The organism is Brevibacillus sp. HB2.2, from assembly GCF_013284275.1.
GTDB classification, from domain to species: domain Bacteria; phylum Bacillota; class Bacilli; order Brevibacillales; family Brevibacillaceae; genus Brevibacillus; species Brevibacillus brevis_D.
The window spans coordinates 17,764-43,745 of sequence record NZ_JABSUV010000048.1 but is presented as its reverse complement, the minus strand read 5'-3'; the positions used below and the strand labels follow the sequence as shown (position 1 = coordinate 43,745).

Sequence of the window (25,982 nt, the reverse complement as noted above, 5' to 3'; positions counted from 1 at the left end):
ATTCAGCTTGGTTTCCTGTTGTTTTACCAACAATGCTACCAGATCATCCACAGATACCCCTTGAGCCTCTGCGATTGTAGCCAGCGATTTGTCGGCTTTCAGTTCTTCTTGGAGTTTATCGGCATCCAGCTTCAAGAGAGACAGCAGTTCTTCGTTTTTCTCGAAGCCACCGATGAAGCCTCCTCTGCCGAAGCCTTTATCCGGTTTCGAGTTTTCTACCTGTTCTATTACGCGGTCGCTCAGATTTTCAGACAGCTTATCTGCCTGCTCCTGCGTCAGCTTGCCTGCTGTTACTGCTTCTTTCAGTTTGGCCTCTTGCTGGTCAACCAGAAGTGCCACGACATCTGCAGTGTCAACTCCTTGGGCTTGTGCAATCGCTGCGAGTGTTTTCCCTGCCGCAAGCTCTTCTTTCAGCTTGTCAGCATCCAGCTTTAACAGCGAGAGCAGCTCTTTATTTTCTTTGAAGCCCACCCCACCGTGGTGGCCCATCTTGCCGGTTTTGAATTTTACTTCTACGGGTTTATTCAATGAAGTTGGTTTTGCTGAATCGGCTGCCATTGCTCCGCCTATACTACCCAGACTCAAAACTACTGCCATCGTACCCATCAGCATTCCCATTTTCGTTTTGCTAAACATATACACTCAACCCTTTCGTCTATGCTCGTGTAGTGTGCTTGTTCTTTGTTACAAGACCAAGTGTACATGGGTATTTTTAGATTCCCGTTTGAGAAAAAAGGAAAACTTGAGGGAAAATCGTGAAAAACCATGTCAACATAGTGGAGGAAAAGAAAAAGCACAGTTCTCTTCGACTCTGACACGCCAACTGGGTAGGCGTTGTCAAGGTCTGCGAGCCCTGTGCTTTTTCTTTTCGCCAGCTTTTTGGATTCATCGCTTCTTTAAAACTTAGGAAGATTCTCCTTTATGTATCAACAGGGGGGAGTTTCTAAAATAGTAGAACAAAGTTGCTTGGGAAGAAGTGCATTTCCAGTCCAAGCGCCTCTGGAGCGGACAGTCTAACCCCTTGCGGGGCGTAGGCCGAAGCGCAGACTGGAAATGCGCTTCTTCCCCTCCGCTACAGCCACTTTCTAATGCGAAAACAAAAGAGGACGGTATTCACCGTCCCCTCTCCCACGCTTTTATTTCGCGCTGAGGCCATATGTCGACTGTGCGACATTCACCATTTCTTCCTCAGGAAGATCCCCCGCGATTGTATATTCGATGCCGTCGAGCTCCCACGTCAGAAGTCGCTGATTTTCACCTGTCTGCGCAAGCACACCAACCGTAAAGCAGAGATTCACAGGCATACCTTGCTCATACGATACAGATGCTGCTGTCGGGCGACCTTCGATTACCTTGTAGTTGTAAGTCCCTTTGTAGGTTAAGATAACCTTTCTCTCTCCATCACGGGTGACTGGCTCGATATCTCCTTGCTTAACCCCTTCTGGCATATACGTAGGGACGATAACACCGAATTGGCTGTTCGGTTGTTTTACGACCTGTCCATTTGTTTGCGCCATTGTTGGGATCGTTGTCAACGAGCTTGTTGTCATATTGCGCTCTTTGTCAAAGGCGTCTTTGTCAAACATAGGGTTAAACGAAAAATCAGTGAAATCAATACGTACGAGCGGATTCATGCTAGCATCCATAATTTCGGCGTGCGTTGGTTTGAAATCTTCTGTCAGCCAAATTTTTTGCTTGGTCAAAGAACGATTGCCGCTGTAGTTCGCTTTCACTTCGAATACATACTGTTTTTCTTCCATCTTCATTTGGCGCTCAGTGTCATCGATAATGCTCTTGGCCAGCGTTTCGTATAGATATAACGGTCCGTTGTTCTCAGGCCAGCCACTTTGGAAGCGGAAGCTCTTGTTCAGATGCGGGGTCAGTACAAAGACTCCTTCATTGTTTCGCAAGATGATTTGTGTAATGCCACGCTGCTTCGAGGTGAGAGCTACCCGATAGTTGGTTGGCTTTTCATACCAGACCTGAACATCGTACTCCATGGGGGTAGAGCCTGTCTGCATGGTCAAAACTGCCTGAGACTTGTACCCAGTCATTTTTCCCAGCGCACCGTTCAGGTCGCTCACCACATCTTCTGGTGTTTTCTGACCGAAACAACCGCCGAGGAACAGGGTGAAAACCAACAATAACACCAGTGGTAAAGCTACCCGTTTCATTCAATGAACTCCTCCTTGTCAATATTTTCGACAAAGAAGGGCATCCCTGTCTATTTCCTGGGAAATCTGTCAGTCTCTCGCCCATGCAGCGCACATCGTGTCAATGGTTGCAAATGGTTACGAAGTTGGCGACATATCGCTTGGATCGGCTACAGACTTAGCCTTCCTGTGTAAGAGCAGGTAGTCCCTCCTGATCTACGCGATATAAATGTATGTCCATCCTCGTCCCAATATGCAGACAAGTTTATCGTTTTTTTACAAACATCTATCGTTCTTCTACAATGACTTGCGCAATCGCATGCGACTGGCTATGCGAAATGCTCACATGAATATGAACGCGAGTGGGGTCGAGATCAAGTTTGCTGTACACCTCGTTCTTTATGGTCATGACCGGCTTGCCCCAATGATTCGGGAGGATTTCCATATCTAAAAAGCTAAGTACAGCACCAATGCCTGTGCCAAGTGCCTTTGCTCCCGCTTCCTTGGCAGCAAATCTGCCTGCAACCATTTCTGCCTGTCTCGTCTCTGATTTTCCATGCAGGAGCTGTTGTTCATCTGTGGTCAAAAAGTGTTTGATTGCACGCTCTTGTCTTTTTATCAAAGTAGCGATGCGCTCTATTTCCACAATGTCTACGCCTGTTCCAATGATCATGAGCACTTGCCTCCTAGTGGGCTGATTTACGAATCACAGTATCATCCACTTCCACGCTTTTGCAAGTGGAGGATAGAGACCACATTCCATGCATAGACTTTATGGAAAAAATAAAACCCCCGCAAATTGCGAGGGCTTTTGTCCGCTGGCTCCTATTCAGTAACTTGGCCAGAAGATTGTTGTGCAGCCGATTGTTGGTTCTGACGGCGAACTTCCGCAACATTTGTCTCACTTGCGAACTCAGTCGCAGCGCCTTGGGAAGTAGCGCGTTGTGCGGATTGTTGGTTCTGACGACGAACCTCTGCTGCGTTTGTTTCACTTGCGAATTCAGTCGCAGTGTTTGCTGCTTGGCTAGCTTGGTTCGCTTGGCCCATACCTCTGTTTTGTTTAGGCATCGTTAACATTCACCTCCTCGACGTCACTGAATATAATTTGTACAGCCCCCTACATGCGTATCCATCCTCATTTTTCCAAATCATACTGTTGTTTACTTGCTTTGTCTCGACCGATCATTCATATTGGAAAGGCAAGGCTTCTACTCTGCTTTTGAAAGGAGCAAATCTGTATGGCTCACAAGGTTATTATCTATACCCAAGTCACTTGCGGTCCTTGTCAGGAAGAAAAAATGTGGCTGACTTCAAACAACATTGCTTTCGAAGACAGAGACATCCGTCAAAACGAGGCTTTTTTCCAGGAAGCTATTCAGTTAGGCGCCAGCATGACACCTGTAACCTACATTGAAAAGGAAAACGGCGAGCAAATTGTCATCCATGGATTTGACAAGGAAGAACTAAAAAAAGCGTTGGATCTCAATTGATCCAACGCTTTTTACGACTGATCAGCCAAATGAAGGTTCACTTGCAGCTGATTTTTGTTTGACGACTGGCGACATGTCCGGCAAGTTAGACAAAATTTGCTTCACTTCAGGACTGCATTCCGTATTAACGGAGTAATAAACCCATGGTCCTTTCCTGCGCTCTTTGACCAAACCATGTGTTTTTAACTTAGCCAGGTGCTGGGAAACAGAAGGCTGGGAAGTTTGCAAAATTTCCACGAGATCACGGACACATAAGGACTGTACTTGCAGGAGAGCCATGATCGTCAAGCGCGTCTTGTCACCAAGTAGCTTATAAGTCTCTGACAAAAACAGAACCTGCATCAAATCCATTTCCATAAGGATACCCACCTTTGCCTTACATATCTGTTTATCAGTATACTATATGGCTTATATGATGGGGAAGATAGAACGCAAAAGTTATGTGAACCCCGCCTATACATCTTGCTTTTTCATCGCTTCAATGATCTTGTCTGCAGTGCGAGCAGCCAGCGCCATGACTGTATTTGTCGGATTGCTACCACTTGAGGTAACAAACGTAGAAGCACCTGCTATGAAAAGATTGGGTATGTCATGTGACTGCCCGTATTCATTCACAACAGAGGTTTCCCTGTCATTCCCCATTCGGCATCCCCCCATGAGATGAGCGGTATCAGACACCACATGCTCCGGATGCCCCCCCATCGCTTCAATAATCCGGTTCATTTGCCCAATGGCATGCTTGTAAAGCTGCTTGTCGTTCTCCTGATAACTGAACGTTACCGTAGGGATCGGCATTCCATATTCATCCTTTTCCCCTGAGAGCGTCACTCTGTTATCAGGGTGAGGCAGTACTTCCCCTACCAAGGTGATCCGCGCATACATATTGTAATCCAGCATGGTCTCTCGAAGCTGTTTTCCCCATAAATACGAGCCATCTTCCCTCTCGGCAGCAATGGCAGCCGCCATCCCGACCGGACGTGACCCGTGTGCACTCAATGTATATCCGCGGGCAAATCCTCGTTCCCGGTCCGTCTCATAAAAATGCTGCGTCAAGGCAAGCACAGGGGTTCCTTTATACAATCGCACTTCCTCCGGTAGACGTCCGTATACATCATGACTGGAGTGGGGCATAATTGCTTTTCCTACCCATCCACTCGAATTCGCCAGCCCTTGCGGAAACTGAGCATTCGCCGAACTGAGCAGCAATCGGGGAGTCTCCACCACAAACCCAGCCAAAATGACCACACGAGCCATTTGCCTGTACGTCAAACCACTATGATTAAACAACACACCGCCGACCCGGTCGCCTGCCATCAAAATTTCCGTCACCATGCAGTCGGCCAGTACCTCTGCCCCCTCCGCTATCGCTTTGGGGATATGATGAATCAACCCGCTGTACTTGGCATTCGGCATGCACCCTTGATTGCAAAAGCCACGATTGATACAGGGGGGACGCCCATCAAAAGGACCCGATAAAATCGCCAGAGGGGCGACCACACTCTCGATTCCCAGCTTCTCGCACGCTTCCCGGAACAGTTGCGCATTGGCGCTGATGGGCTCCCGAACCGGGTACGGATATGGTCCTTGAAAGGAACCCCACGGAAAATGATTAGGACCTGAGACCGCAATCTCCCGTTCGATCTTGTCGTAGTACGGGGCAAGGTCCTGATACGTAATCGGCCAGTCTTCCCCTACGCCGTCTACCGTCTTCGTCTTAAAATCATTCTCGTGGAAACGCAGAAACACCCCCGTAAAATGCACGGTGCCTCCCCCAATTCCCCGTCCTGAGTTGTTATGTCCCAAACGCAGCGGGTCTTTGCCTGCTACCAGCCTCGTTTCCTGCCAGGCTAATCTCCGCATCGACAGCTCATCACTGGCGAAATCGTGCTGCGGGTCCCAAAACGGCCCCGCTTCCAGTACGACTACGCGCAACCCGGCCTTTGCCAACTCATATGCCAGTACGCCTCCTGCCGCTCCGGCACCTACGATACATACATCTGCGTCATTGGCGTATTTTCTTTGATCCACAGGAGTAGGGCGATGAGTAATCGTATGATGGTCATGACTCGTCATTTGCTTTCGCCTCCCATGGGTCCGTCAATCCTTTTTCCACCCGTACATAGCCGCGCGGATATGCTGGTCCGCCATAGCCGATATCCGACCAAACTAACGGATGCGAATAGTACGCACTGACTGTGTCATGAAGCAACCGCTTGAAAAAATCTGCGGGAGCAAAGTCTTTCCACGCCTCCTGGTTTTGGATGCCTCCATTCGCAACGCGTTGAAGAACGGCTTCTTGCTGGTCTAGCTTCAACGCAACAAAATCAGTTCCATAAGCGGCATGACTCTCCGCATCAATCCCTTTCAAGCCCGAGCGATAGAACTCTTTTTTGGGTGGAATTCCGACCTTACGTTGTGATTCTCCGATATTACTAGCCGTCGTATTATCTAGATGCTCCACCACAAAGGTCAGCACCTCCAAACGGTAATCATTGACCAATACGCCTACGATCGTCTGCAAAAGCAAGGATTCAGGCTTCGTAAAAAATTGATTGGCAATCGCGGGCATTCGTCTGGCGCCTACCACTTTCCTGGTGTGAGCATCCCACTCTGTATGCTGGTCCCAAACATCATAGGATGGGTAACGTCCAGGCTTTTCCATGTCCTCTCACCCCTTCGAAAACGATTTTTACCAAAACAGCGCAAGAAGCCCTAATGCTGACATTGCCGTGATCAGTAAAGGAAGAATCACAGGAGGACCGACGAGAAAATTTTGACCCTGTGAATACCCCCCCACACGCTGCCCGACGCCAACCGTATGTAAATAGGCCCCATACAAACCCCCAACCATGCCAACGACCATCATCAAAGCAAACACCCAGCGTAGCCAACCCGCATTCACAAACGATAAAACAATAGCAGTAACCGCAAATACAGGGAGCTCAAGCACGGGAATCCACATTGCCCAATGTCGGAAGTTTTGTCGAGAGTGAAAAAGTGTGACCTGAACCGCAATCAGGGCAAACGCCAATCCAGTAAAAAGTATCAGTACGCGTTCGATCGGCCAGCCATGCCACATGGAAACATCCTCCTTTTTACGTACGTTGCGCCTATTTTTTCCGTCCTTGTCAGGTCCTATTCTGCCTATTTCACTACAAGCAGCATGATGAATAGAAAAAAGCCTGCTACTAGCCAGCAGGCTTTTCATTCCCTATGAAAAATAAACCAATGTCAAATACAAACCGAGTAAGGTGAACATCAATGTCGGTACGGTCAAAATAACCCCCGTCCGAAAATACTGCCCCCACGTAATCGTCACGTCTTTGCGTCTCAAGACGTGCAACCAGAGCAAGGTCGCAAGCGATCCGATCGGGGTTATTTTCGGCCCCAAATCGCTCCCGATCACATTGGCGTAGATCATCGCTTCCCGCAACACTCCATCTGCTTGTGTCCCTGCAATTGCCAACGCGTTGAAGATGACTGTCGGTAGGTTGTTCATGACAGAGGAAAGAGCAGCAGCCAGAAAGCCTGTTCCCAAGGTCGTTGCCAATAAACCATGCCCCATGAACCAATCCAAGGCGTCCTTGACCAAGTCAGTCAATTTCGCGTTGTGCAGGCCCCACACCACGACATACATGCCAATTGAAAAAACAACGACTACCCACGGTGCTTCTTTCATAATCCGCCGCATGGCGATCGCTTCACTTTTTCTTGCAGCCAGGCAAAAAATGATGGCTGCCCCCGCAATGATGATAGAAACGGGCGTATGGATGGACTCGCTAATAAAAAAGCCAATCAACAACACCGCAAGAATCGGCCACGCCAGGCGAAACATTCTGTGATCGCGAATCGCTTCCTCCGGATTTTTTAGATGGGAAAGGTCAATCTGCGCCGGGATGCTTTTGCGAAAATATAGGTACAAAACCAGCAAACTTCCACCAATCGAAAACAATGTCGGAATGATCATTTTGGCCGCATACGCAGCAAAGCCGATATCAAAATAGTCAGCAGAAACAATATTCACCAAATTGCTAATCACAAAGGGCAACGAGCTCGTATCTGCAATGAACCCGCTCGCCATGACAAATGCCAAAACTGTTTTCCCATCCAGCTTCAGTGCCCGCACCTGTGCCAACACAATCGGCGTCAGGATTAGGGCTGCCCCATCATTCGTAAACAAAGCGGATACGAGTGAACCAAGCAGGATCACATAAACGAACATCAACCGCCCATTCCCTTTGGCAAAACGGGCCATATGGAGCGCAGCCCATTCAAAGAAACCGACTTCGTCCAATACGAGCGAGATGATGATAATCCCAATTAACGCGAGCGTCGCATTCCAAACAATGGAGGTTACCTCTGCAACATCACCAATCGTGACTACCCCGATCGCCAATGCTAGCAGTGCTCCACCGACAGCCGGATAACCAATCGACAACCCCCGCGGTTGCCAGATAACCAATGTCAACGTAATCAAAAAAAGGAAGAATGAAATCCAAACCACTGCAAGTATCTCCTTTCCAAAAACCAAAAAGAGCGGGCCTCAAAAAGTCCGCTCTCCTACCATACTACAAATTGAAATGATCTGAAACGTCAAGTAATGGAATCCTTTAAAGTAAAATGTGGCCACCTTCTACATGAAGTACAGTTCCGGTAACAAAACTATTTTGGAGCAGGTATAGTACGCTTTGTGCGACGTCTTTCGCTTGTCCAACTCTCTTCACAGGGAGTTTGTCTGCCAATGTTGCATAGAAATTTTCGCGCACATCTTCAGGCATTTTACTCCGTGATGGCGTATCAATAATGCCAGGTGAAACGATATTCACTCGGATTGGTGCCAGTTCCAAGGCGAGGGTTTGCCCCAGATTCGAAACCGCCGCATTGACTGCACCAAGGGCAGACGAACCGATCATCGCTTTGTAGGCAACAAACCCGGAGAATAAGGTGATGGAACCGTTTGTGGAAATCTTCGTTGCTCCGTACTTCGCTGCGTAGTATTGGCCCCAAAATTTGTTGTCAAACAGCTTCCGCGCTTGGGCTGTATCCGTTTGAAGGAATGAACCACCTGATGTTTCCGCTGCGCTGACGACCAGATGATCAAATGTGCCTACTTTTTCAAAAAAGGCCTGAACCTGCTGCTCATCGGTGATATCTAACGTATACGCCGAGGCTTTGGAGCCCAGACTCTCTTTTGCCTTTTGCAATTTCTCTTCGGAGCGGCTTGCAATGATCACTTCTGCTCCTAGCGCTACTGCCTGTTTGGCTGTCTCCAAACCAATTCCGGAGCTTCCGCCGATGATGACTATCTTTTGATTGTGCAACATGATAAGATCTCTCCCCTTTATTGTGAGGTTTTTATTAGAAACTCAATACCTGTTTGAGATGCGCCTCGAGTTCGGATACAAATCGGTCGATCTGCGGATTTTTGATGACATCATAGCAAGCAAAGCTCTTTACAGGTTGCATGCCTAAAAATTCCTGTACGCGGTGCAAATGGCTGATTGCATCCTCCAGGCTTTCTCCATTAAAAAATTGGGTCGGATCGTTAAATGCTTTTTCTGGAGCATTCCAAGTCGTTGAAAACATATATTTTTTGCCGGTTAATAAACCGCCTCTTCCGTACTGATTAGCCCCCTTGAAAAACAAGCCGTAGGCATATACTTCATCCATATATGTTTTCATTAACCCAGGGACACTGAACCAGTAGATAGGGGTTTGATAAATGACCATATCTGCCCAGAGAAATTTCTCGTGCTCTTCTTCGATTTGGTATCCGTTTTGAATAATGGTAGTTCGTACATGGTTCTCTTTTTCGAGCAGACGCACCATATGATCCATCAACGTTTGGTTTAGTTTCCCCTCTGATGAGCCATATTTTTGATGACCATTGATGATAAGGATTTTTTTCATTTTTTCCATCTCCTTTATGTTAGGACGTTCAATTTTCCGCTAAAACGCCAATTTGTTGCATAAAAGTTAAATTGTCTTCCAGGTGCCAGTCTTCAACGAGCTTCCCATCCTTGATGCGTAAAACATCAATTGCCATAAATTGAATGGGCTTCCCAACCAGAGGTTTTCCCATAAACTCGCCTTTGCTCGTACCCGTAAAGGAAAGACGAGCTGTCACCTTGTCCCCCACTACCAGTAAATCCTCAATCTTGCATTGCAAGTCGGGAACTGCTTTACGGAAGTTGCGGGAAGCGAATAACAAGCCATCGGGGCCTTGAGGTCTTCCTTTCGGCAACGTGTTATCTATGAAACTTGGGGAAACGGTTTGTGCAATGAAATCCTCATTCCCCGTGTTCCAGAATCCGTAGAAACGTTGTGCAGTCTGTACCATCTCGGTAGCTTTCGTTGAATCCAAAGAGGAATCAATCGTCATCGAAACGGGTTGAGGAAGATCCTTCAATAGTTGGACGTCTGTCTTGGCGGACAACACAGCCGTTTGTTTATCATAAGCAGACGTTTTCGAATCAGTAGCGCATGCTGTCGTGAACAGCATCGTCCCGAAGATGACAGCAATACCAGCTATCGAACTCATTTTTTTGGTAAGTGGAATCATGTCGTTCTAATCAGCTCCTTATTTAGAGGGGAAGTATCGGTTGATATTGCTATTGTAATGACACTAACTTCATTTATGGAAGTAGTGATATTTATTTCATATAGTTTCCTAAAAGATACTATTGCGCTATAATAGCAAAAAACCCTACTAATTTTTTTGGAGGATATTCCGATGAACGTTCTTGAGCCAATCGAACTGAACAAAGGAACCCCAGGCCAACCTTGCCCCATTGCCAAGACGCTTGACGTAATCGGGACCAAATGGACCTTTTTAATCATTCGGGACCTGCTTATCGAAGGAACGCTGCGTTTCAGCGACCTGCTGAAATCCATGGATGGAATCAGTCCAAAAACACTGTCGCTCAGACTAAAGGAATTGGAGGAGCACGGCATACTGGAGAGGAAAGTGTTTCCAGAAGTCCCTCCTCGCGTGGAATATACGTTAACGGAGAAAGGGAAACGATTGGAAGGTATTTTCATTGAATTAAAGAGATTTGGGTTACATTTATAAACGTTTTTCAAATCAAAAAGAGCGGACCTCGAAAAGTCCGCTCTCCTACCATCATGCTTATTGAATTATCCGAAACGTCCGGTAATGTAATCCTCTGTTCTTTTGTCACGAGGATTTTGGAAGATCGTCGGGGTGCTGTCAAACTCGACTAGCTCTCCATTCAAGAAAAACGCAGTCTTATCGGAAATACGTGCCGCCTGCTGCATGTTGTGCGTCACGATTACAATCGTATAACGGTTCTTCAGCTCTTCCAACAGCTCTTCGATTTTGGCTGTCGAAATCGGGTCTAAGGCAGAGGTTGGCTCATCCATCAAAATGATCTGTGGCTGAACAGCGAGTGCCCGTGCGATGCAAAGGCGTTGCTGCTGTCCACCGGAAAGCCCTGTTGCTGGCTTTTTCAATACATCCTTCACTTCATCCCAAAGGGCTGCTGCCTTGAGGCTCGTCTCTACCAGCTCGTCCAGCTTGTGACGATCGTTCATGCCATGGAGTCTCGGCCCGTACGTGATGTTGTCATAGATGCTCTTCGGAAATGGATTCGGATGCTGAAACACCATGCCGATATTTTTGCGAAGTCGCTCAACTTCTACACGAGAGCTATAAATATCCTCGTCGAACACTTTTACTGTTCCCGTAATTTTGGTGTTCGGTACAGAGTCGTTCATTCGATTCAACGTCCGTAAAAATGTAGACTTACCACAGCCAGACGGACCAATTAAGGCTGTAATGGAATCAGACTCTACATCCAGATTTATATGATAGAGGGCTTGCTTATTACCGTAGAAGAGATTCAACTCCCTCACCGAAATAACACTCATACGGTCTTCGCTCCTTCGTGGTTGTTACGTCCTTTTACTTCCCCACTATAGCGCACCATTGTTAGGTTTCCGTGTGGTGTTTATTAAGTTTCGATAAAGATTTCGACTTAGGACTTTTTACATAGGTCATCTTACATTAATTTATGGTAAATCTTGTCGATAAAGCATATACGCTCCTCTAGGTACCCCCTACAATAAAGCTGAACGTTTTGTTAAGGGGAGAACAATTCATGCCAGACATAAGAAAACCGTGGGATCGCTCGTCGTTTCATTATCGTTCAATTTTCACCAGGCTGTTCGCAGGAATCATGGGAATGGTTATCTGCATGATGGCAATTGCCGCTTTCTTCATCAGCTATCAATCCGAGGCGACACTCAATGAAAAAACAAAGCAACAATTACACGAAGCATCAGGTGCAGCTCTACAGAAAGTACATAGCAGGGTCTATGACATCGTAACCGCCTTGCAATCATTTGCCTCCACTTATAAAAACAGCAAGATCACTAACAGTCAGATCTTTGGCATTTTTACTGATTTGTCCACCAGCAATCCTACGATTTCCGAATTACAGATCGTCACCACAGACGGAAAGTATTTGACCTTTCCGGGATCCCCCCTCGACAGTTCCTACGATCCGCGAAAAATGGACTGGTATGAGGGAGCATTGAATCAACCGCAGCAGGGGGTTTTTGTCTCAGATGTCTTCCAGTTTTCCAAGACGGAGTTTCCCAAGATAGCCGTCTCACTCCCTTTGCGCAATGAAGACGAGGAGCCTGTAGGCGTCGTCGTGGCATTCGTCTCTGTTCCGAAGCTGAGCGAATCCATTGGCCAGATCAAACTAGGGGAAACCGGATTTGCCATGATCGTTGATCAACAAGGCAAGCTGGTCGCTCATCCCGATCAATCCTATGCGTTGCAGCGGCCCCTACTTACTGAGCTTGCCATCGTACAAAACGTCATCGCCGGTCAATCTGGGTACGAGCCGAGCAGGATCAATGGGGTGGATTCTTTTGCCGCCTATCAATTTGACCCCTCCCTAAAATGGGGAGTGATCGTCGCACAGTCGGTATCCGAGGTAAAGCAAGAGGTTCGCCGCCTTCAGCTAACTATTTTGGCCGTCTCACTCGTCGGACTCGCTGCACTCGCCCTGATGCTGTATGTGTACGTTCGCCGAATCATCAAGCCGATTAAGGAAGCACAACAAAAAATGTCCGCCTTTAGCGAGGGCGATCTGCTGCAAACGATGCACGTACAAAGCAATGATGAAATTCGCCAGCTGGCTGACAGCTTCAATCGAATGAGTGAACAAATCCGGACGATCATCGGTAAAATCCAGTATGTCATCTCAGACGTCAAACAAGTAGCCGAGCATGTAGGAAAAGGCTCCCGCCATTCTCACGCCATGCAGTCAGAAGTCGTATCCGTAACAGAGCGGCTTGCCCAAGAAATGGACAATCAGCAGGAGCAGATCGATGATATCCACGCCACGATGGCCGGCATTACACAAGAAATGTCTCGGATCACAGACTCCATGGAAAAAGCAATTGTACAAAGCCAGGAATCACGTCAGCAAAATGCAAAAGCAGCAACCTCCATCGATTTACTAAAAGAAAATATGCACAGTATCTCGGAAGATATGAAGGCATCTATGCATGCAATGTCCTCCATGAGAGAAAGCATGAGCGACATCAACGAAATGCTCGGTCTGATTTCCGCTATCTCCAAGCGAACCAAGCTTTTGTCCTTCAATGCTCGAATCGAAGCTTCCAGGGCTGGACAAGCTGGGATCGGATTCAGCGTCGTAGCAGACGAAATTCGCTTGCTGTCCGACCAGACAGAAGAGGCATCTGCCCGTATTCAAAAGGTAATTGAATCAGGGGAAGAACGAATGGAGAATGTAGCCGCCTGCTTGCAAACAACCGATCATGCTACTATAAATGGCATCCAAACCTTGCACCAGGCCGCTTCTATCTTCCACAATACGATCCAGCTCAGCGAAGCGTTGACTGCCCAATTTGAATCGATCAGAATGCTCACAGGAACAATCTCGACACAGAGCCTAGCCATTTCACAGCGGGTAGACAATCTGTCTGCCTCTGCACAACAAGTAGTATCAGGCACACAGCAAGCTGTAGCCGCCAATCAAGAAAGTCTATCCTTATCGGAGCAATTTCTCGATGACTCTCTGCGCCTGACAGAAATCGTAGAAGATCTCGAACAAACCATTAAATTTTTTCGAGCGGGAGAAACAACCCTTTCTTTGAAAAATTCATGATATCATAAAGTGAATGTGAACTCTTTACAAACCTATCCTGCGAAAGGGGATGTCTGGACCTTGGATAAGCGTTCCATTCACTTTTATGTTATTGCCTTTTTTTACTGCTAGCAATGTCCCTCGTAACCTTTATCAAGGTCTTTGATCAAAGCCATTATCTGCGTTACTTGTTTGTGGCGATATTTTTTGTTGGCTTGATCGTCGGTTATGTTCGATATTTGATGAAGGTCAAAAGCGAGAACATGCAACATCAAAGCAAATGGTACAGATACGGATTTTTACTTGCTTTTGCCCTCATCTATATGGCTATCAAATATGGTGTAAAAGCTGTTGTAGGCTATGAAGCTTCAAGCGAAGACTACGGCACTGTCATCGCGTTCTTCTTCTTGGGTCTGTTTATTACCTACTATGGTTTTTATTCACGATATCTACGGAAAATCTGAAACCAATAGAACACGAAGCCCTCCTGCAAGCTGATTTGCTTGGGAGGGCTTCGTGTTCTTTTCTATTCTCACTTATCCAAAACGTCCGCTAATATAATCTTCGGTTTTTTCGCTTTCAGGCGATGTAAAGATTTTTCCTGTCTCATCCATCTCGATTAGCTCACCCATCAGGAAGAAGGCGGTTTTCTCAGAAATTCGCGCTGCCTGATGGAGGTTATGGGTAACGATCACGATCGTATATTCATCTTTTAGCTGCATGACCAGCTCTTCGATTTTCATGGTAGAGATCGGATCGAGAGCGGAAGCCGGTTCGTCCAACAGCAAAATGGTTGGCTGCATCGCAATTGCACGCGCGATACAAAGCCTTTGCTGCTGTCCACCAGAAAGAGAGAGCGCTGAGTCGCGAAGGCGATCCTTTACCTCATCCCAAAGCGCTGCTTTTTGCAGGCTCGACTCAACCAATTCGTCCAATTCACGTTTATTGGTCATCCCGTGGAAACGCGGTGCAAATGCGATATTTTCATAGATCGATTTAAAAAATGGATTCGCTCGTTGAAACACCATTCCTACCACTTGGCGCAGGCTCTCGATGTTTACTTGCGAGCTGTTAATGTCGATACCATCAACAATAATGGACCCCTCTACCCGACAAGAAGGAACAAGATCATTCATCCGGTTCAAGCTCCGCAGAAGCGTCGATTTGCCGCATCCGGATGGGCCAATAAAGGCCGTCACGGAGTTTTTTTCAATATCCATGGATATATTTTTTACGGCGTGCTTCTCTCCGTAGTATACATTCACGTTATTCGTCTGAATGATCGTTTCTTGCATGGTCAGTACGGACATGGCTGCCACCTACCTCTTCTTAGTTTGATCCTGACGTCATCTTTTTGTAAACCCAATTCCCGAAACAACGAGCGGAAAGGTTAAAGAGCAAGACGGCAATAATCAGAACAGCAGCCGCGCCATCTGCGACATCACGTGCATCCGGTGTCAGCCCCTCGCTGTTTACCTTCCAAATATGAACGGCCAAGGTCTCAGCAGGACGGAACGGATTCAGAGGTGATGTTGTACTGTTCATCGAGAAGTCGGTGAAATCCAGATTCGGTGAAGACATCCCTGCTGTAAACAGCAAGGCAGCCGCTTCCCCAAATACACGGCCAGAAGCCAGAATGGCCCCCGTAAGGATACCTGGGAGAGCTGCTGGAAGGATGACAGACACGATGGTACGCCATTTGGTAATACCAAGCGCGAGACTCGCTTCCTTTTGACTGCGTGGTACGTTGCGCAGTGCATCCTCTGTTACACGAACCAAGAGCGGCAGGTTAAATACCGTCAGCGCAAGTGCTCCACCAAACAGGGTATAGCCCCAGCCTGTCATATTTACGAACACGAGCAATCCAAACAAACCAACTACGATAGACGGAAGGGAAGACAGAACTTCTATACTCATGCGGATAAACTGTGTAATCTTGTTATCCGGCGCATATTCAGCCATATAAATGCCTGCTCCGATCCCGAGCGGCAACGCGATCAGCATAGTTAGGACCAGCAAGTACAACGAGTTGAAAAGCTGTGGTCCAATCCCGCCACCCGCATTGACAATATCCGGCGGAGAGGTCAAAAAGTCGAGATTCAGCTTATGCCAGCCTTGTGAGAGAATGAAGCCCAATAATCCCACCAAGGTACCGATAATCAGTACGGCAATCAGTGTCAAAACAACAGTAGCAGCGCGGTCCATCAGTCTCGCTTTCATCTATTTTGCCAACCTCTTTCTGCCCAACAGGCGCAAAATCACGATAAAGATGAAAGACATCGCCAAGAGCAGCAAAGCCATTGACCAGAGAGCATTGTTATACGGAGTTCCTTGAATCGTGTTCCCCATGTTCAATGTAATACCGCTAGTGAGCGTACTGATTGGTTCGAACAAACCACTTGGCAGCTTCGTTGTGTTACCGATAACCATCTGCACAGCCAAAGCTTCTCCAAAGGCGCGAGACATTCCCAAAACAATGGCCGTCAAACAGCCAGGAAGTGCGGAATGCAACACGACATTCCAAATCGTTTGCCAACGAGTAGCACCCAGTGCGAGCGAAGCATTGCGCAAATCTTGCGGAACTGCCTCAATTGCATCTGCTGCCACACTCGTAATGGTTGGCAAAATCATCAGGGCAAGAACAAGTCCCCCTGCCAATAAGCTGAAGCCAAGAACATCAAATTGTTCGCGAATAAAGGGAACAAGTAAAGTTAGTCCAACATAACCGTAAACGACCGATGGAATACCAACCAACAGCTCGATAACCGGCTTCAATACTTTTTTCCCGAAGCCAGGAAAGATCTCTGTCATAAAAATAGCAGCGCCGATTCCGAGTGGCGCGGCAATCAAAGCAGCCAGTGCCGTTACGAAAAACGAACCGAGGATAAAGGGCAACACACCATACGAGGATGGCTCGCCTTCTGGGTCCCATTTAACATGGGTTAAAAATTCTTTGAAGCTTACTCCATCGACAAAGAACGTCGACAGCCCTTTTGAAGCAATAAAATAGGTGATCGATAAAACTACAATAACGAGCAAACCCGCACAAATCATCGCGATGGTTTTGCCAGTAATATTCTCTGTTTTTTGACGCTTGTTCGTTGTCAGCATTTTTTGCGCAATCATCGATTTACGCTCTGTATTTATCCCTTCAGTACGATGGCTCATGTTCTCCCTCCTGGAAAGAAAACGACTGTACGCAAGCAAAATGAGGGGAAGGCCCCCCTACCCCTCTATTTTGCTGTTGACGATAACGCTTATTTTTGAGTTACTTTGCCTTCTGCATCACGTTCCACTTTCATGTCTGTGATTGGCAAGAAGCCCAATTCTGTAACAGTTTTCTTTTGTACTTCGTCAGTCAGGATGAAGTCGAGGAATGCTTTTGCATCGCCAGTTGCTTCACCTTTGGTGTACATATGCTCGTACGCCCATACTGGATATTTGTTCGTTGTAATGTTTTCTGCGTTTGCTTCCACGCCATCCAATTTCAGAGCTTTTACAGTGTCATTGAAGTAGGACAGTGCCAAGTAACCAATTGCACCTGGTGTTTCTGCAATGATTTTGCGAACAGTACCGGAGGAATCCTCTGTGATACCTTCTGCTTCTTCTTTGCCATCCAACGCGAATTTGCTGAATGTCGCGCGAGTTCCGGAAGATTTCGGACGGTTAACCAGCGTGATCTTCATATCATCGCCGCCAACTTCTTTCCAGTTCGTGATTTTTCCAGTGAAGATGTCGATCAATTGTTGCTTGGTCAAGTTGTCCACTTTTACTTTTGGGCTTACCGCTGCTGCCATTCCGACAACCGATACTTTGTGGTCTACCAGTTCGTTTGCTGGAATGCCTTTTTTCTCTTCTGCAAAAATATCGGAGTTACCAATCGTTGCTGCACCACTTGCTACTTGGCTCAAGCCTGTGCCGCTTCCTCCGCCTTGTACTTGGATTTGTGCGCCTGCATTTTTTGCCATAAAGTCTTTGGCCGCTTGCTCGACCAGAGGTTGTAAAGCGGTAGAACCCACTGCTGTGACAGGTTCACCGGAAGTTTTTGTTGTCGAACCAGAGTTGCTTTGCTCCTGGGCTGGTTTTTGCGCCGGTGCTGGTGTCTGTGTCTGCGCAGTGTTGCCGCTTCCGCACCCCGCGAGTAATGCCCCTACACATGTCAGCGCAATAAACATTTTGCTGAGTTTTTTCATTGGATGAAAATCCTCCTTAAAAGGTTCGGTTTGTTTTTTTCTCTCTTACAAGTACAAACTATACAGCGGGAATGTTGTCGTATTATGTTGTGAATGTAAAGCTTTCTTAAAGATCCCGGGATTCCTGTTGTAAAACGGCGCAAACATGGGAATAATGTCCCTATTCTTTTGGTGGGGGTGTCCATGTGGAACGTTTGGCCTTGCTTTTTGTGATCATCGGAGCCCTGAACTGGGGGTTAATCGGGTTATTTCAATTCGATTTAGTCGCAAGCTTGTTTGGTGGAGCGGAGTCTATCGTAGGTCGAATCGTGTATACGTTGGTAGGCTTGTTTGGGGTGTATGCCATCAAGTTTCTATTCACGGATCGGGAAGAAACACCAACATCATAAACACTATGTCCGGCTGTTGAGGAGAGGAGGAAACAGGAGAAAACGCTCAGCTTCTTGTCCCACCCGCTGAGGGATTCACTGCCCGCCTCCATGCAAAAAGCGAAACCGCGTCCAAAAGTGGTATCTTCAGGATGTGTCTCAGAGGTGGACGCTTAAGAACGTGTTTCGCTTTTTGCATTCCGTCTTGGTCGGTGTACCAAAGATCTTCGCTTATTTCTCCTGTTTCCTTTACGAGCTTTCCGTGCTATTCGAAGTTTTAAAAGCCTTAAAAGATTGAAGAATGTACTCAGTCACGACAGAGAAGAATATTTCCAGACGTAGCGACTTGTGGAGTCCTACCAAGCGGAGAAGTGATTAGCGGGCAACAGAAACGCAACGTGCCCATGCGACGTAGCGGCTACCACTTTTGCGTTTCCCCGCTAATCGCTTTGGAGCGTGCAGTCCCAACTTCCCCGAGGGACGGAGCCTGGAGCCTAGACTGGAAATATTCTTCTCTTCACAACAGCCTCTGTAATCTTAACCACAAAAAAGACGGCACATCCTGATAAACAGGGTGTGCCGCCTTTATGGTGATGATTAATTATCTCGTTTCAGTGGCTCAGAGAGATCTACGTGCCCCATCAGCGTTTCTACTTTCTTGCCATCCTCCAAGAAGACAATCTCCTTTACTTCCGAGAATTGAAAGAAGGTATTCTTCAACGCATCCAAAGCCATTGTCTCGCCACTTGAACCCATATTGAACTTATTTTTGCTATCTGCATCAATCGTCAGGGTGCCTTTATCGATTGTAATGGAATGGTACTTAAAGTCTCTCCACAGTGGAACGTGCACGTCTGGCTTTACAGGCGTCTCCAGCAGGGCAAGTGTCTTTTTGTACTTCTCGATATCTTCTGCAAACGTGATCTCTTGCTCTTCTTTTTGCAGCTCCATCACATTATTATCCGAATAGTAAACGGTGACCATTTGTTTTTTCAGAGTCGGCTCTGTTGTCGATGGATCAGTGTTTGAACCAGATGGCTGTTCTACTGGTGTGGTTGGCTGTGGTGTTTCTGCCGCGTTTTGCCCACATCCGGCCAAAAGCAGCATCACTAACGCTGCCATCCAGATCACTCGACTTTTTTTCATCGTGTAAAGCCCCCTTACTGATAAGACTCGTAGTATTCACGAATAGCCGCAACAATGGCTTTCGCGATTTTATCTTGGAATGCCGGATTCGTTAGCTGCGCGTTCTCCTGTGGATTGGAGAGGAAGCCAGTTTCGGTCAATACAGCAGGCATTTTCGTGTTTTTGATCACATAAAAGCCACTCTTCTTGAAGCCTCGATCCGGGAACTGCGTTGCCCCACGTAAATATTTATGTACCAATTGGGCAAAGTCTTTACTGTTTTCATTATAATAGAAAGTTTCTGTTCCTGCAGCCGTCGGTTTCTCGAATGCGTTGGCGTGAATAGACAAGAACAAGTCGGCATCTAACTCATTGGCAACAGCGACACGCTCTGACAGTTCATAAAACACATCTGTTGTGCGGACAGGAACGACTTGAAACTCTGGGTATTGCTTCAACAAAGCCACAATCTTATTGGAGACAGCCAAGTTGTAATCTTTTTCATTGTTGCCAGCGGAGCCCTTCGTACCAGGGTCTTTTCCTCCATGACCGGCATCAACGACGATCAGGTAGCCTGTTTTCTTCGGTTTTGGGGCCAATTTTACTTCGATACCATCTTTCGTGTAAGCCAGCTCATACGTGCTCTTTTGGTTCAGCTCAATAACGACGCGAACTGTGTCAGGAGACGCACTGTATTGGCTGTAACGCAGGTTAGTGATGAGAGGCTCTTCTGTTGCTTGTTCTGCCTGATTCAGTCCGTCAGAATCTGAATCTGTGCCTTGGTCTTCATCAGCAGCGGAGGCCGTTTCCTCGGATTCGCCTACGCTATCATTTTTCTCGTCTTGACGCTTCAGATCATCGATTAAATCATCATCCAATGCGGTTTGTGGGAGATCCAAGACGATCCGGTGTGGGCCTGTCATCACAAAGGACTGCGGAATAACAGGTATGGTCGTTTCAATACGAACACGGTCGCCGTTCTCAGATACACCTTTCAAAATATTGAGGCGATCGATCTCAACCTGATTATTTTTCTTGTCCCACGTAAATGACCCTCCAAGCTCGTCCTCCAATTGACGTAATGGGAGGACCAACTGATCATCAATCGTCAACCCGCGCTCAGGTCTTTTCCACGTAAAGTCTTTTTGTCCCACTTGCTCAGCTACGGCCTGTGCGGACGCGTACATCGTTTCTTCCACTTGATACAGCTTGATCGGCTGGGTTGGTACCTTGCCATTCAGTTTGACCTGCGGTGTTTCGTTCGCAATGACAGTACGCTTGCTGTTGTCCCACCCGACTGTAACACCAAGTGACTCCCCGACAAAACGCAGTGGCAGCAGCATACGCTTTTGTGAAATAACAGGCGGCGTATCGAGTTTCATTTGTTTGCCGTTCAACACTGCTGTACGGGAGTCAAGTGTAAGGGAGAGCTGCTGTGTGCCTTTGGTAATGACAGCTGTTCGAGTAGCCTCATTCCAATCCACATTTGCACCTAGCCCTTCGGCGATGACACGAACGGGTACCAACGTGCGCCCATTCTTGATGACTGGCGGCACTTCAGCATTTACTGCTTGTCCACCAATCACGAGATTGACAGCTTCCTCTGAGGCACTGCTTGCTGCAACCGCCCAACCGGGGATTAGCAGCAGGACCAGCAATGCAAAAAGCAGAGGGTAAAATCGTCTCTTCATCCTGACCTCCTCCGTGATGTCTGTATTCTTCGTTATGTGGCGTCAGCCAATGTGCAACGTTCACCATTCTATTAGACGCTGGATGATCTGTAAAGTTTATAGTCTTTTGGTACCAAAATGAAAAGACCGCCTCCGCAAGCCCCGCGAGACAGTCTTTGTAACTGAGCATTTGTTACCGAAAAAATCCCCTTCTCTCTTGCCTACTTACTTGTTGAACTGGTTTTTTTATCATGTTCAAGCCCCCGTTAGCAAGAAATTGCTGGATCAGCGATATCACAGCTGGATTCGATAGTACCTTAATGGAGTCGGCTACCTTGGGGTTTTTTAATTGGGGAATAGCGTCGCCTAGATGCGGTAAAAGCGGCAGTAAATCTTCGATAGAAATGGCAGGCTTTTGTGGTGGGGGTACAGCTTCCACTTGGGCGGTATTCCGTCGTCCTCCAAACAGCAGACTTCGCCGTTCTCCTGTACCTTTTGGAGGTGCCTGTTTGAGACGCCCCAGTGTATTTTTCATATCCTGTAGCTCCTGGCGCACCTGACTCATTTCTTTCATCATTTGGGCATTGTTTGCATGCTGCGCATCCGCAAGTTTGTTGATCGATTCTAGCAAAGGGTTCTTGGGGACAGCCTGCTTCTTTTTCGCTTTCATTTTCTCAACGATAATCCCACCTCCCTCCTCACTCTCCCCCCTTATCTAAAACGTTTTTTTATATTTTCCAAATCCTTTGCAGTGACACCTTTTTTCGAAAGCTTATTCAACAAACTTCCGACATTTTCTGTTTTCTGCATCTGACGAAACTGCGCAGCATAACTGTTAACCTCTTGCTCGGTCAATTTTTTCCCTGACTTTCTGGCCATTTCACGAATGACTTCCTTAATTCCGGCATCTGTCCTCAGCTTTTCCTTAGGAATGGATTTCACAATGTTGAGCAAAGACCCAATATCCATCAGTATCCCCCCTAATTGCAGTTAGTTCCTTTTTACTCTATGTAGCCAAGGACGTAATGGATTGGTCATTTGTCCATGAGACAGAAAAAAAGAAGAGGGCACGAAAATAGCCCTCTTCTCCTGCATTTTTATTTTTTGGTAAGATCCGCATATTTGAAATCAATATCACCCAGTCCATCGATTACGACATCCTTCAGATTCTCGTTTTGCACCCAAGAGTTCACGTAGAAGTAGATTGGCATAATTGGCATTTCATCCATCAGGATTTGCTCAGCCTCCATGAGAATTGCTTTGCGCTTCTCTGGGTCTTGCTCCAGAGCGGATTGGTTCAGGAGCTCCTTGTACTTTGGATTTTCCCAACGTGTATCGTTGTTTCCGCCGTCTTTTTCCTGGAACATTTCCAAGAAGTTGATGGGATCATTGAAGTCACCCAGCCAGCCTCCACGAGCGATTTGATAATTACCTTGGTGTACGTCATCTAAGTATACTTTCCACTCTGAATTTTTGAGCTTGATATCTACACCGAGGTTTTTCTTCCATTGAGCCTGTATTTCTTTTGCGATCTTTTTATGACCTTCGGATGTGTTGTAGCTGAGTGTAATTGGAGGGAGTTTGGAGATACCCTCTTCTTTCATACCTTCTACCAGTAATTTCTTTGCCACTTCAAGGTCATTGTCTTTGAAATAACCATCTTTGTTCAACGCCATGCTCGGTGGTACATAGCCTGTTGCCGGTACTTGACCCGCTTGCAGGACATCGGCGGTGATACTTTCACGATTAATTGCATAGGCGAACGCCTTACGAATTTTTGCGTTGGTAAACGGTGCTTGCTCTGTATTGAAACGATAAAAGTAGGCACCGGCGATTGGCTGTGTCTTCAGGATGCCAGCTTCCCTCAAAACCGGAAGTGCGTCGATTGGCAACGCGGACGTTGGAGCACCCGCCCAATCGATTTCGTCGTTATCAAACATGGCCAATTCCGTATTCTCATCCTCCACCATGGCGAATTCGATCTTATCCAATTTTACATTGGCTTTATCCCAGTACTTCTCGTTTTTTACAACAGTCAGCTTGCTCTTGTGTTCCCATGTTTCCATTTTGAATGGTCCGTTGCCAACTACCGTCTTTGCCTCGTCAGCCCATTTTCTGTTGCCTTCGACTACCTTCTTGTTGACCGGGTAGAATGTTTTGAAAGCAACCAGCTCCGGGAAAAATGGTGTCGGGTTTGTCAGTTCCACTTCCAGCGTCTTATCGTCAATCGCCTTTACACCAACGTCTCCTGCTTTACCGATCCCTTTGTTGAAGTCTTCAGCACCTGTCACATAATACAACTGGTAGGCGTAGTTAGAAGCTGTCTTTGGATCGAGCACGCGTTTCCAAGCATATTCGAAATCATGTGCCGTTACTGGGTCGCCGTTGCTCCATTTTGCTTCACGAATCTTGAATGTAAAAGTCTTCCCATCCTTAGAAACGGTATAGCTCTCTGCCGCGGCTGGGTGCACCTTTCCGTCTTTTCCGAGACGTGTCAGACCTTCGAATATAGCCGTGATGATCGTACCAGAGGTAGTATCCTCCGCAATTCCTGGGTCTGCTGTAGGCGGCTCCGATTGTAGATTCATCCTTAAAACCTTCGGCTCAGCCGCTTGGACAGCGCCTTCGTACCCTGTCATCATTCCGCCCAAAATGAGGGCCGAACTCAATACCACAAAAACACTCTTCTTCATCATATACCCTCCAATAAACTCTGATAGAATCTTCCAAAAATAGTATACAATAAAAAGTAAAAATTTGGATATTAAATAGATAAAAAAAAGAAGAAAGGCGAGTATAGCACCTCTCTTCTTTTACATGCACAGCTATTATTTCTTTTCTACGAAATCTGCGTACTTATAGTCTACAGCACCCAGACCATCGATGATAACATCTTGTACTCTGTCGTCCTTAACCCAAGATTGAGTATAGTAGTAGATTGGCATAATCGGCATTTCATCCATCAGGATTTGCTCAGCCTGAGCCAGGATTGCTTTACGTTTTTCTGGGTCTAGCTCCAGAGCGGATTGGTTCAGGAGTTCTTTGTACTTCGGATTTTCCCAACGAGTATCGTTGTTTCCGCCGTCTTTTTCCTTGAACATTTCCAGGAAGTTGATTGGATCGTTGAAGTCACCCAACCAGCCTGCACGAGCCACTTGGTATTTACCTTGGTGTACATCATCCAGGTATACTTTCCACTCTTTATTCTCGAGCTTCACGTCTACGCCGAGGTTTTTCTTCCATTGGTCTTGGATTGCCTCAGCAATCTTTTTGTGACCTTCGGAAGTGTTGAAGGAAAGAGTAAGTGCCGGGAATTTGGTGAGGCCCTCTTCTTTCATACCTTCCTCGAGCATTTTCTTCGCTGCTTCGATGTCGTTATCTTTGTAGAAGCCGTCTTTGGTCAGCGCCATGCTTGGTGGTACATAGCCTGTTGCAGGCAATTGACCAGCTTGCAGGATGTTGTCGATCAGGCTTTGACGATCGATTGCGTACGTAAATGCTTTACGGATTTTTACATTGTTAAACGGTGGTTTTTCTGTGTTGAAACGGTAGAAGTAAGTACCCGCGATTGGCTGTGTTGTCATTTTGCCGGAGTCTTTCAAAGCCGGAATCGCGTCAGTTGGTAGTGCAGAAGTTGGGGATCCCGCCCAGTGCAACTCACCATTTTCCCACATGGACAGCTCTGTATTCTCATCCTCTACCATGGAGAATTCGATTTTGTCCAATTTTACGTTGTCTTTATCCCAGTAGTTATCGTTTTTGGAAACAACGAGCTTGCTCTTGTGCTCCCAAGAATCCATTTTGAATGGACCGTTACCAATAACTGTTTTCGCATCGGTAGCCCATTTCTCGTTGCCATCCACTACTTTTGGATTAACTGGGAAGTATGTTTTGAATGCAACCAGCTCCAGGAAGAAAGGAGTTGGGTTCGCCAATTCTACTTCGAGTGTTTTATCGTCAATTGCTTTTACGCCAACGTCTTCTACTTTACCTTTGCCCTTGTTGTAGGCTTCTGCGCCCTTCACATAGTACAGTTGGTATGCATAGTTGGAAGCTGTTTTTGGATTAAGAGCGCGTTTCCAAGCATATTCGAAATCTTTTGCGGATACTGGATCGCCATTGCTCCATTTGTTATCACGAATTTTGAATGTATATTTTTTACCGTCCTCAGAAACAGTGTAGCTCTCTGCTGCTGCTGGATTGTATTTACCGTCTTTACCAACGCGAGTCAGACCTTCGAAGGTAGCAGTGATGATGGTGCTGGAAGTTGTATCTTCCGCGATACCTGGGTCAGCTGTTGGTGGCTCGGAGTGCAGGTTCAGTTTCAGTACTTTAGAGCCAGCTGGTGCAGAATTTTCTGTCTTTGCTCCGGAAGCGTTGTTATCTGCCGGTGCCGCCTGGTTTCCGCCACCGCATCCTGCGAGTGCCGCGCCAAGAACGAGGATAGAACTCATTGCCACGAAAACATTCTTTTTCATACAAGTAATCCCCCTTTTCTAAATCTTTTATCAATATACATGGTTTTATATATTTTTTAAATATGTTTTAGAATGATTTAATAAATTTTTATTTATTTATAAAGAGAATTAACGAATTATAAAATACATTGATCGATAAATAAAATTTCCATAACATCCCTCTTTCGATATCTCTAAGAAAAACCGCATAAAATCAAGCTTTTTCAGAGTTGAATATTCACCACTCATTTATTTATATATTTTTCTGTTCACCCAATTTTATCCACGTTCAGTAAAATGACAATAGTAATTTAATTTATAATTTTATAATTTCTATTATCACCTTCCATCCTCTGCTCCATTGTTCTCTCTTAAAATGGT

At 46.5% G+C, this 25,982-nt stretch carries 27 protein-coding genes and 1 pseudogene; 5 read left to right on the top strand and 23 right to left on the bottom strand.

From position 1 onward, the window contains the following. The 4 genes and pseudogenes from HP401_RS25765 to HP401_RS25750 form a co-directional block, all read right to left on the bottom strand. Positions 1-636: pseudogene (locus tag HP401_RS25765) on the bottom strand (hypothetical protein); the annotation flags it as partial. A 500-nt stretch (positions 637-1,136) separates the two neighbouring features. Then, positions 1,137-2,174: an outer membrane lipoprotein-sorting protein gene (locus tag HP401_RS25760; protein ID WP_173607087.1), complete on the bottom strand. Its 1,038-nt coding sequence runs from the start codon at positions 2,172-2,174 to the stop codon at positions 1,137-1,139. 265 nt (positions 2,175-2,439) lie between these two features. Next, complete coding sequence (acpS, locus tag HP401_RS25755) at positions 2,440-2,826, bottom strand: holo-ACP synthase (RefSeq protein WP_173607086.1); 387 nt, start codon at positions 2,824-2,826, stop codon at positions 2,440-2,442. A gap of 152 nt (positions 2,827-2,978) precedes the next feature. Beyond that, positions 2,979-3,221 (bottom strand): gamma-type small acid-soluble spore protein, encoded by a 243-nt coding sequence (locus tag HP401_RS25750; RefSeq protein WP_173607085.1) that lies wholly within the window; start codon positions 3,219-3,221, stop codon positions 2,979-2,981. Positions 3,222-3,391: 170 nt separating this feature from the next. Between HP401_RS25750 and HP401_RS25745 the strand changes: the two genes are divergently transcribed. Continuing rightward, positions 3,392-3,643 carry a glutaredoxin family protein gene (locus HP401_RS25745; RefSeq protein ID WP_012684236.1) on the top strand — a complete coding sequence of 84 codons (252 nt, stop codon included), beginning with the start codon at positions 3,392-3,394 and terminating at the stop codon, positions 3,641-3,643. A 21-nt stretch (positions 3,644-3,664) separates the two neighbouring features. On the opposite strand, the gene HP401_RS25740 is transcribed toward HP401_RS25745, so the two are convergent. The 8 genes from HP401_RS25740 to HP401_RS25705 all read right to left on the bottom strand — a co-directional run bounded on the left by HP401_RS25740 (position 3,665) and on the right by HP401_RS25705 (position 10,205). Then, a complete protein-coding gene (locus HP401_RS25740; protein WP_012684235.1) occupies positions 3,665-4,000 on the bottom strand; it encodes an ArsR/SmtB family transcription factor in 336 nt (111 codons plus the stop codon). 96 nt (positions 4,001-4,096) lie between these two features. Further along, positions 4,097-5,716: a GMC family oxidoreductase gene (locus HP401_RS25735; protein WP_173607084.1), complete on the bottom strand. Its 1,620-nt coding sequence runs from the start codon at positions 5,714-5,716 to the stop codon at positions 4,097-4,099. Continuing rightward, positions 5,703-6,305, bottom strand: a complete 603-nt coding sequence (locus HP401_RS25730; RefSeq protein ID WP_173607083.1) for a gluconate 2-dehydrogenase subunit 3 family protein — start codon at positions 6,303-6,305, stop codon at positions 5,703-5,705. Before HP401_RS25730 ends, HP401_RS25735 begins: the two co-directional genes overlap by 14 nt. Positions 6,306-6,332: 27 nt before the next feature. Further along, positions 6,333-6,722 (bottom strand): hypothetical protein, encoded by a 390-nt coding sequence (locus tag HP401_RS25725; RefSeq protein ID WP_012684232.1) that lies wholly within the window; start codon positions 6,720-6,722, stop codon positions 6,333-6,335. 132 nt (positions 6,723-6,854) lie between these two features. Further along, a complete protein-coding gene (locus HP401_RS25720; RefSeq protein ID WP_173607082.1) occupies positions 6,855-8,147 on the bottom strand; it encodes an arsenic transporter in 1,293 nt (430 codons plus the stop codon). A gap of 106 nt (positions 8,148-8,253) precedes the next feature. Continuing rightward, positions 8,254-8,967 carry an SDR family oxidoreductase gene (locus HP401_RS25715; RefSeq protein ID WP_173607081.1) on the bottom strand — a complete coding sequence of 238 codons (714 nt, stop codon included), beginning with the start codon at positions 8,965-8,967 and terminating at the stop codon, positions 8,254-8,256. A gap of 34 nt (positions 8,968-9,001) precedes the next feature. Further along, positions 9,002-9,553, bottom strand: coding sequence for an NAD(P)H-dependent oxidoreductase (locus HP401_RS25710; RefSeq protein WP_173607080.1), 552 nt, complete (start codon positions 9,551-9,553; stop codon positions 9,002-9,004). Positions 9,554-9,581: 28 nt separating this feature from the next. Then, positions 9,582-10,205 carry an ester cyclase gene (locus HP401_RS25705; protein WP_173607079.1) on the bottom strand — a complete coding sequence of 208 codons (624 nt, stop codon included), beginning with the start codon at positions 10,203-10,205 and terminating at the stop codon, positions 9,582-9,584. A 171-nt stretch (positions 10,206-10,376) separates the two neighbouring features. On the opposite strand from HP401_RS25705, the gene HP401_RS25700 reads away from it, so the two are divergent. Continuing rightward, positions 10,377-10,715 carry a winged helix-turn-helix transcriptional regulator gene (locus tag HP401_RS25700; protein WP_007721121.1) on the top strand — a complete coding sequence of 113 codons (339 nt, stop codon included), beginning with the start codon at positions 10,377-10,379 and terminating at the stop codon, positions 10,713-10,715. Positions 10,716-10,780: 65 nt separating this feature from the next. On the opposite strand, the gene pstB (HP401_RS25695) is transcribed toward HP401_RS25700, so the two are convergent. Beyond that, positions 10,781-11,533, bottom strand: coding sequence for a phosphate ABC transporter ATP-binding protein PstB (pstB, locus tag HP401_RS25695; RefSeq protein ID WP_173607078.1), 753 nt, complete (start codon positions 11,531-11,533; stop codon positions 10,781-10,783). Positions 11,534-11,763: 230 nt separating this feature from the next. Here pstB (HP401_RS25695) and HP401_RS25690 point away from each other — a divergent pair, with 230 nt between their 5' ends. Together HP401_RS25690 and HP401_RS25685 are read left to right on the top strand one after the other, a co-directional pair. Further along, the gene (locus tag HP401_RS25690) at positions 11,764-13,809 is read left to right on the top strand and encodes a methyl-accepting chemotaxis protein (protein WP_173607077.1); all 2,046 of its coding nucleotides are present in this window, start codon (positions 11,764-11,766) and stop codon (positions 13,807-13,809) included. A gap of 113 nt (positions 13,810-13,922) precedes the next feature. After that, entirely contained in the window at positions 13,923-14,252 is a 330-nt protein-coding gene (locus tag HP401_RS25685; RefSeq protein ID WP_254457190.1) for a hypothetical protein, read from the top strand. Positions 14,253-14,324: 72 nt separating this feature from the next. On the opposite strand, the gene pstB (HP401_RS25680) is transcribed toward HP401_RS25685, so the two are convergent. The 4 genes from pstB (HP401_RS25680) to HP401_RS25665 all read right to left on the bottom strand — a co-directional run bounded on the left by pstB (HP401_RS25680) (position 14,325) and on the right by HP401_RS25665 (position 17,981). Then, positions 14,325-15,098, bottom strand: a complete 774-nt coding sequence (gene pstB, locus HP401_RS25680) for a phosphate ABC transporter ATP-binding protein PstB (RefSeq protein ID WP_173607076.1) — start codon at positions 15,096-15,098, stop codon at positions 14,325-14,327. Between the two features lie 19 nt (positions 15,099-15,117). Next, positions 15,118-16,008: a phosphate ABC transporter permease PstA gene (gene pstA, locus HP401_RS25675; RefSeq protein WP_173607075.1), complete on the bottom strand. Its 891-nt coding sequence runs from the start codon at positions 16,006-16,008 to the stop codon at positions 15,118-15,120. After that, positions 16,009-16,956, bottom strand: coding sequence for a phosphate ABC transporter permease subunit PstC (pstC, locus tag HP401_RS25670; protein ID WP_016740802.1), 948 nt, complete (start codon positions 16,954-16,956; stop codon positions 16,009-16,011). It lies immediately after the preceding gene. Positions 16,957-17,045: 89 nt separating this feature from the next. Beyond that, a complete protein-coding gene (locus HP401_RS25665) occupies positions 17,046-17,981 on the bottom strand; it encodes a phosphate ABC transporter substrate-binding protein (RefSeq protein ID WP_087345563.1) in 936 nt (311 codons plus the stop codon). Positions 17,982-18,166: 185 nt separating this feature from the next. On the opposite strand from HP401_RS25665, the gene HP401_RS25660 reads away from it, so the two are divergent. Further along, a complete protein-coding gene (locus tag HP401_RS25660; protein WP_173607074.1) occupies positions 18,167-18,370 on the top strand; it encodes a DUF378 domain-containing protein in 204 nt (67 codons plus the stop codon). A gap of 576 nt (positions 18,371-18,946) precedes the next feature. On the opposite strand, the gene HP401_RS25655 is transcribed toward HP401_RS25660, so the two are convergent. The 6 genes from HP401_RS25655 to HP401_RS25630 form a co-directional block, all read right to left on the bottom strand. After that, positions 18,947-19,495, bottom strand: a complete 549-nt coding sequence (locus HP401_RS25655) for a GerMN domain-containing protein (protein ID WP_087345570.1) — start codon at positions 19,493-19,495, stop codon at positions 18,947-18,949. Between the two features lie 14 nt (positions 19,496-19,509). Then, positions 19,510-21,165: an N-acetylmuramoyl-L-alanine amidase family protein gene (locus HP401_RS25650; RefSeq protein WP_173607073.1), complete on the bottom strand. Its 1,656-nt coding sequence runs from the start codon at positions 21,163-21,165 to the stop codon at positions 19,510-19,512. A gap of 172 nt (positions 21,166-21,337) precedes the next feature. Further along, positions 21,338-21,814: a hypothetical protein gene (locus HP401_RS25645; protein WP_050763813.1), complete on the bottom strand. Its 477-nt coding sequence runs from the start codon at positions 21,812-21,814 to the stop codon at positions 21,338-21,340. A gap of 41 nt (positions 21,815-21,855) precedes the next feature. Further along, positions 21,856-22,113 (bottom strand): hypothetical protein, encoded by a 258-nt coding sequence (locus tag HP401_RS25640; protein ID WP_007721136.1) that lies wholly within the window; start codon positions 22,111-22,113, stop codon positions 21,856-21,858. Positions 22,114-22,241: 128 nt separating this feature from the next. Then, positions 22,242-23,837, bottom strand: coding sequence for a peptide ABC transporter substrate-binding protein (locus HP401_RS25635; protein WP_173607072.1), 1,596 nt, complete (start codon positions 23,835-23,837; stop codon positions 22,242-22,244). Positions 23,838-23,972: 135 nt separating this feature from the next. Continuing rightward, positions 23,973-25,622, bottom strand: a complete 1,650-nt coding sequence (locus HP401_RS25630) for a peptide ABC transporter substrate-binding protein (protein ID WP_087345579.1) — start codon at positions 25,620-25,622, stop codon at positions 23,973-23,975. Between the last annotated feature and the right edge of the window lie 360 nt (positions 25,623-25,982).

Excerpts from the sequence above, each read along its gene's own strand:
- HP401_RS25750 (WP_173607085.1), bottom strand. The coding sequence starts at position 3,221 with ATGCCTAAACAAAACAGAGGTATGGGCCAAGCGAACCAAGCTAGCCAA.
- HP401_RS25725 (WP_012684232.1), bottom strand. The coding sequence starts at position 6,722 with ATGTGGCATGGCTGGCCGATCGAACGCGTACTGATACTTTTTACTGGA.
- HP401_RS25690 (WP_173607077.1), top strand. The coding sequence starts at position 11,764 with ATGCCAGACATAAGAAAACCGTGGGATCGCTCGTCGTTTCATTATCGT.
- HP401_RS25730 (WP_173607083.1), bottom strand. The coding sequence starts at position 6,305 with ATGGAAAAGCCTGGACGTTACCCATCCTATGATGTTTGGGACCAGCAT.
- HP401_RS25645 (WP_050763813.1), bottom strand. The coding sequence starts at position 21,814 with ATGAAAGCGAAAAAGAAGCAGGCTGTCCCCAAGAACCCTTTGCTAGAA.
- pstA (WP_173607075.1), bottom strand. The coding sequence starts at position 16,008 with ATGAAAGCGAGACTGATGGACCGCGCTGCTACTGTTGTTTTGACACTG.
- pstB (WP_173607078.1), bottom strand. The coding sequence starts at position 11,533 with ATGAGTGTTATTTCGGTGAGGGAGTTGAATCTCTTCTACGGTAATAAG.
- HP401_RS25640 (WP_007721136.1), bottom strand. The coding sequence starts at position 22,113 with ATGGATATTGGGTCTTTGCTCAACATTGTGAAATCCATTCCTAAGGAA.
- HP401_RS25760 (WP_173607087.1), bottom strand. The coding sequence starts at position 2,174 with ATGAAACGGGTAGCTTTACCACTGGTGTTATTGTTGGTTTTCACCCTG.
- HP401_RS25655 (WP_087345570.1), bottom strand. The coding sequence starts at position 19,495 with ATGAAAAAAAGTCGAGTGATCTGGATGGCAGCGTTAGTGATGCTGCTT.
- HP401_RS25685 (WP_254457190.1), top strand. The coding sequence starts at position 13,923 with ATGTCCCTCGTAACCTTTATCAAGGTCTTTGATCAAAGCCATTATCTG.
- HP401_RS25740 (WP_012684235.1), bottom strand. The coding sequence starts at position 4,000 with ATGGAAATGGATTTGATGCAGGTTCTGTTTTTGTCAGAGACTTATAAG.
- HP401_RS25705 (WP_173607079.1), bottom strand. The coding sequence starts at position 10,205 with ATGATTCCACTTACCAAAAAAATGAGTTCGATAGCTGGTATTGCTGTC.
- HP401_RS25665 (WP_087345563.1), bottom strand. The coding sequence starts at position 17,981 with ATGAAAAAACTCAGCAAAATGTTTATTGCGCTGACATGTGTAGGGGCA.
- HP401_RS25715 (WP_173607081.1), bottom strand. The coding sequence starts at position 8,967 with ATGTTGCACAATCAAAAGATAGTCATCATCGGCGGAAGCTCCGGAATT.
- HP401_RS25735 (WP_173607084.1), bottom strand. The coding sequence starts at position 5,716 with ATGACGAGTCATGACCATCATACGATTACTCATCGCCCTACTCCTGTG.
- HP401_RS25650 (WP_173607073.1), bottom strand. The coding sequence starts at position 21,165 with ATGAAGAGACGATTTTACCCTCTGCTTTTTGCATTGCTGGTCCTGCTG.
- pstC (WP_016740802.1), bottom strand. The coding sequence starts at position 16,956 with ATGAGCCATCGTACTGAAGGGATAAATACAGAGCGTAAATCGATGATT.
- HP401_RS25630 (WP_087345579.1), bottom strand. The coding sequence starts at position 25,622 with ATGAAAAAGAATGTTTTCGTGGCAATGAGTTCTATCCTCGTTCTTGGC.
- acpS (WP_173607086.1), bottom strand. The coding sequence starts at position 2,826 with ATGATCATTGGAACAGGCGTAGACATTGTGGAAATAGAGCGCATCGCT.
- HP401_RS25710 (WP_173607080.1), bottom strand. The coding sequence starts at position 9,553 with ATGAAAAAAATCCTTATCATCAATGGTCATCAAAAATATGGCTCATCA.
- HP401_RS25700 (WP_007721121.1), top strand. The coding sequence starts at position 10,377 with ATGAACGTTCTTGAGCCAATCGAACTGAACAAAGGAACCCCAGGCCAA.
- HP401_RS25745 (WP_012684236.1), top strand. The coding sequence starts at position 3,392 with ATGGCTCACAAGGTTATTATCTATACCCAAGTCACTTGCGGTCCTTGT.
- HP401_RS25635 (WP_173607072.1), bottom strand. The coding sequence starts at position 23,837 with ATGAAGAAGAGTGTTTTTGTGGTATTGAGTTCGGCCCTCATTTTGGGC.
- pstB (WP_173607076.1), bottom strand. The coding sequence starts at position 15,098 with ATGTCCGTACTGACCATGCAAGAAACGATCATTCAGACGAATAACGTG.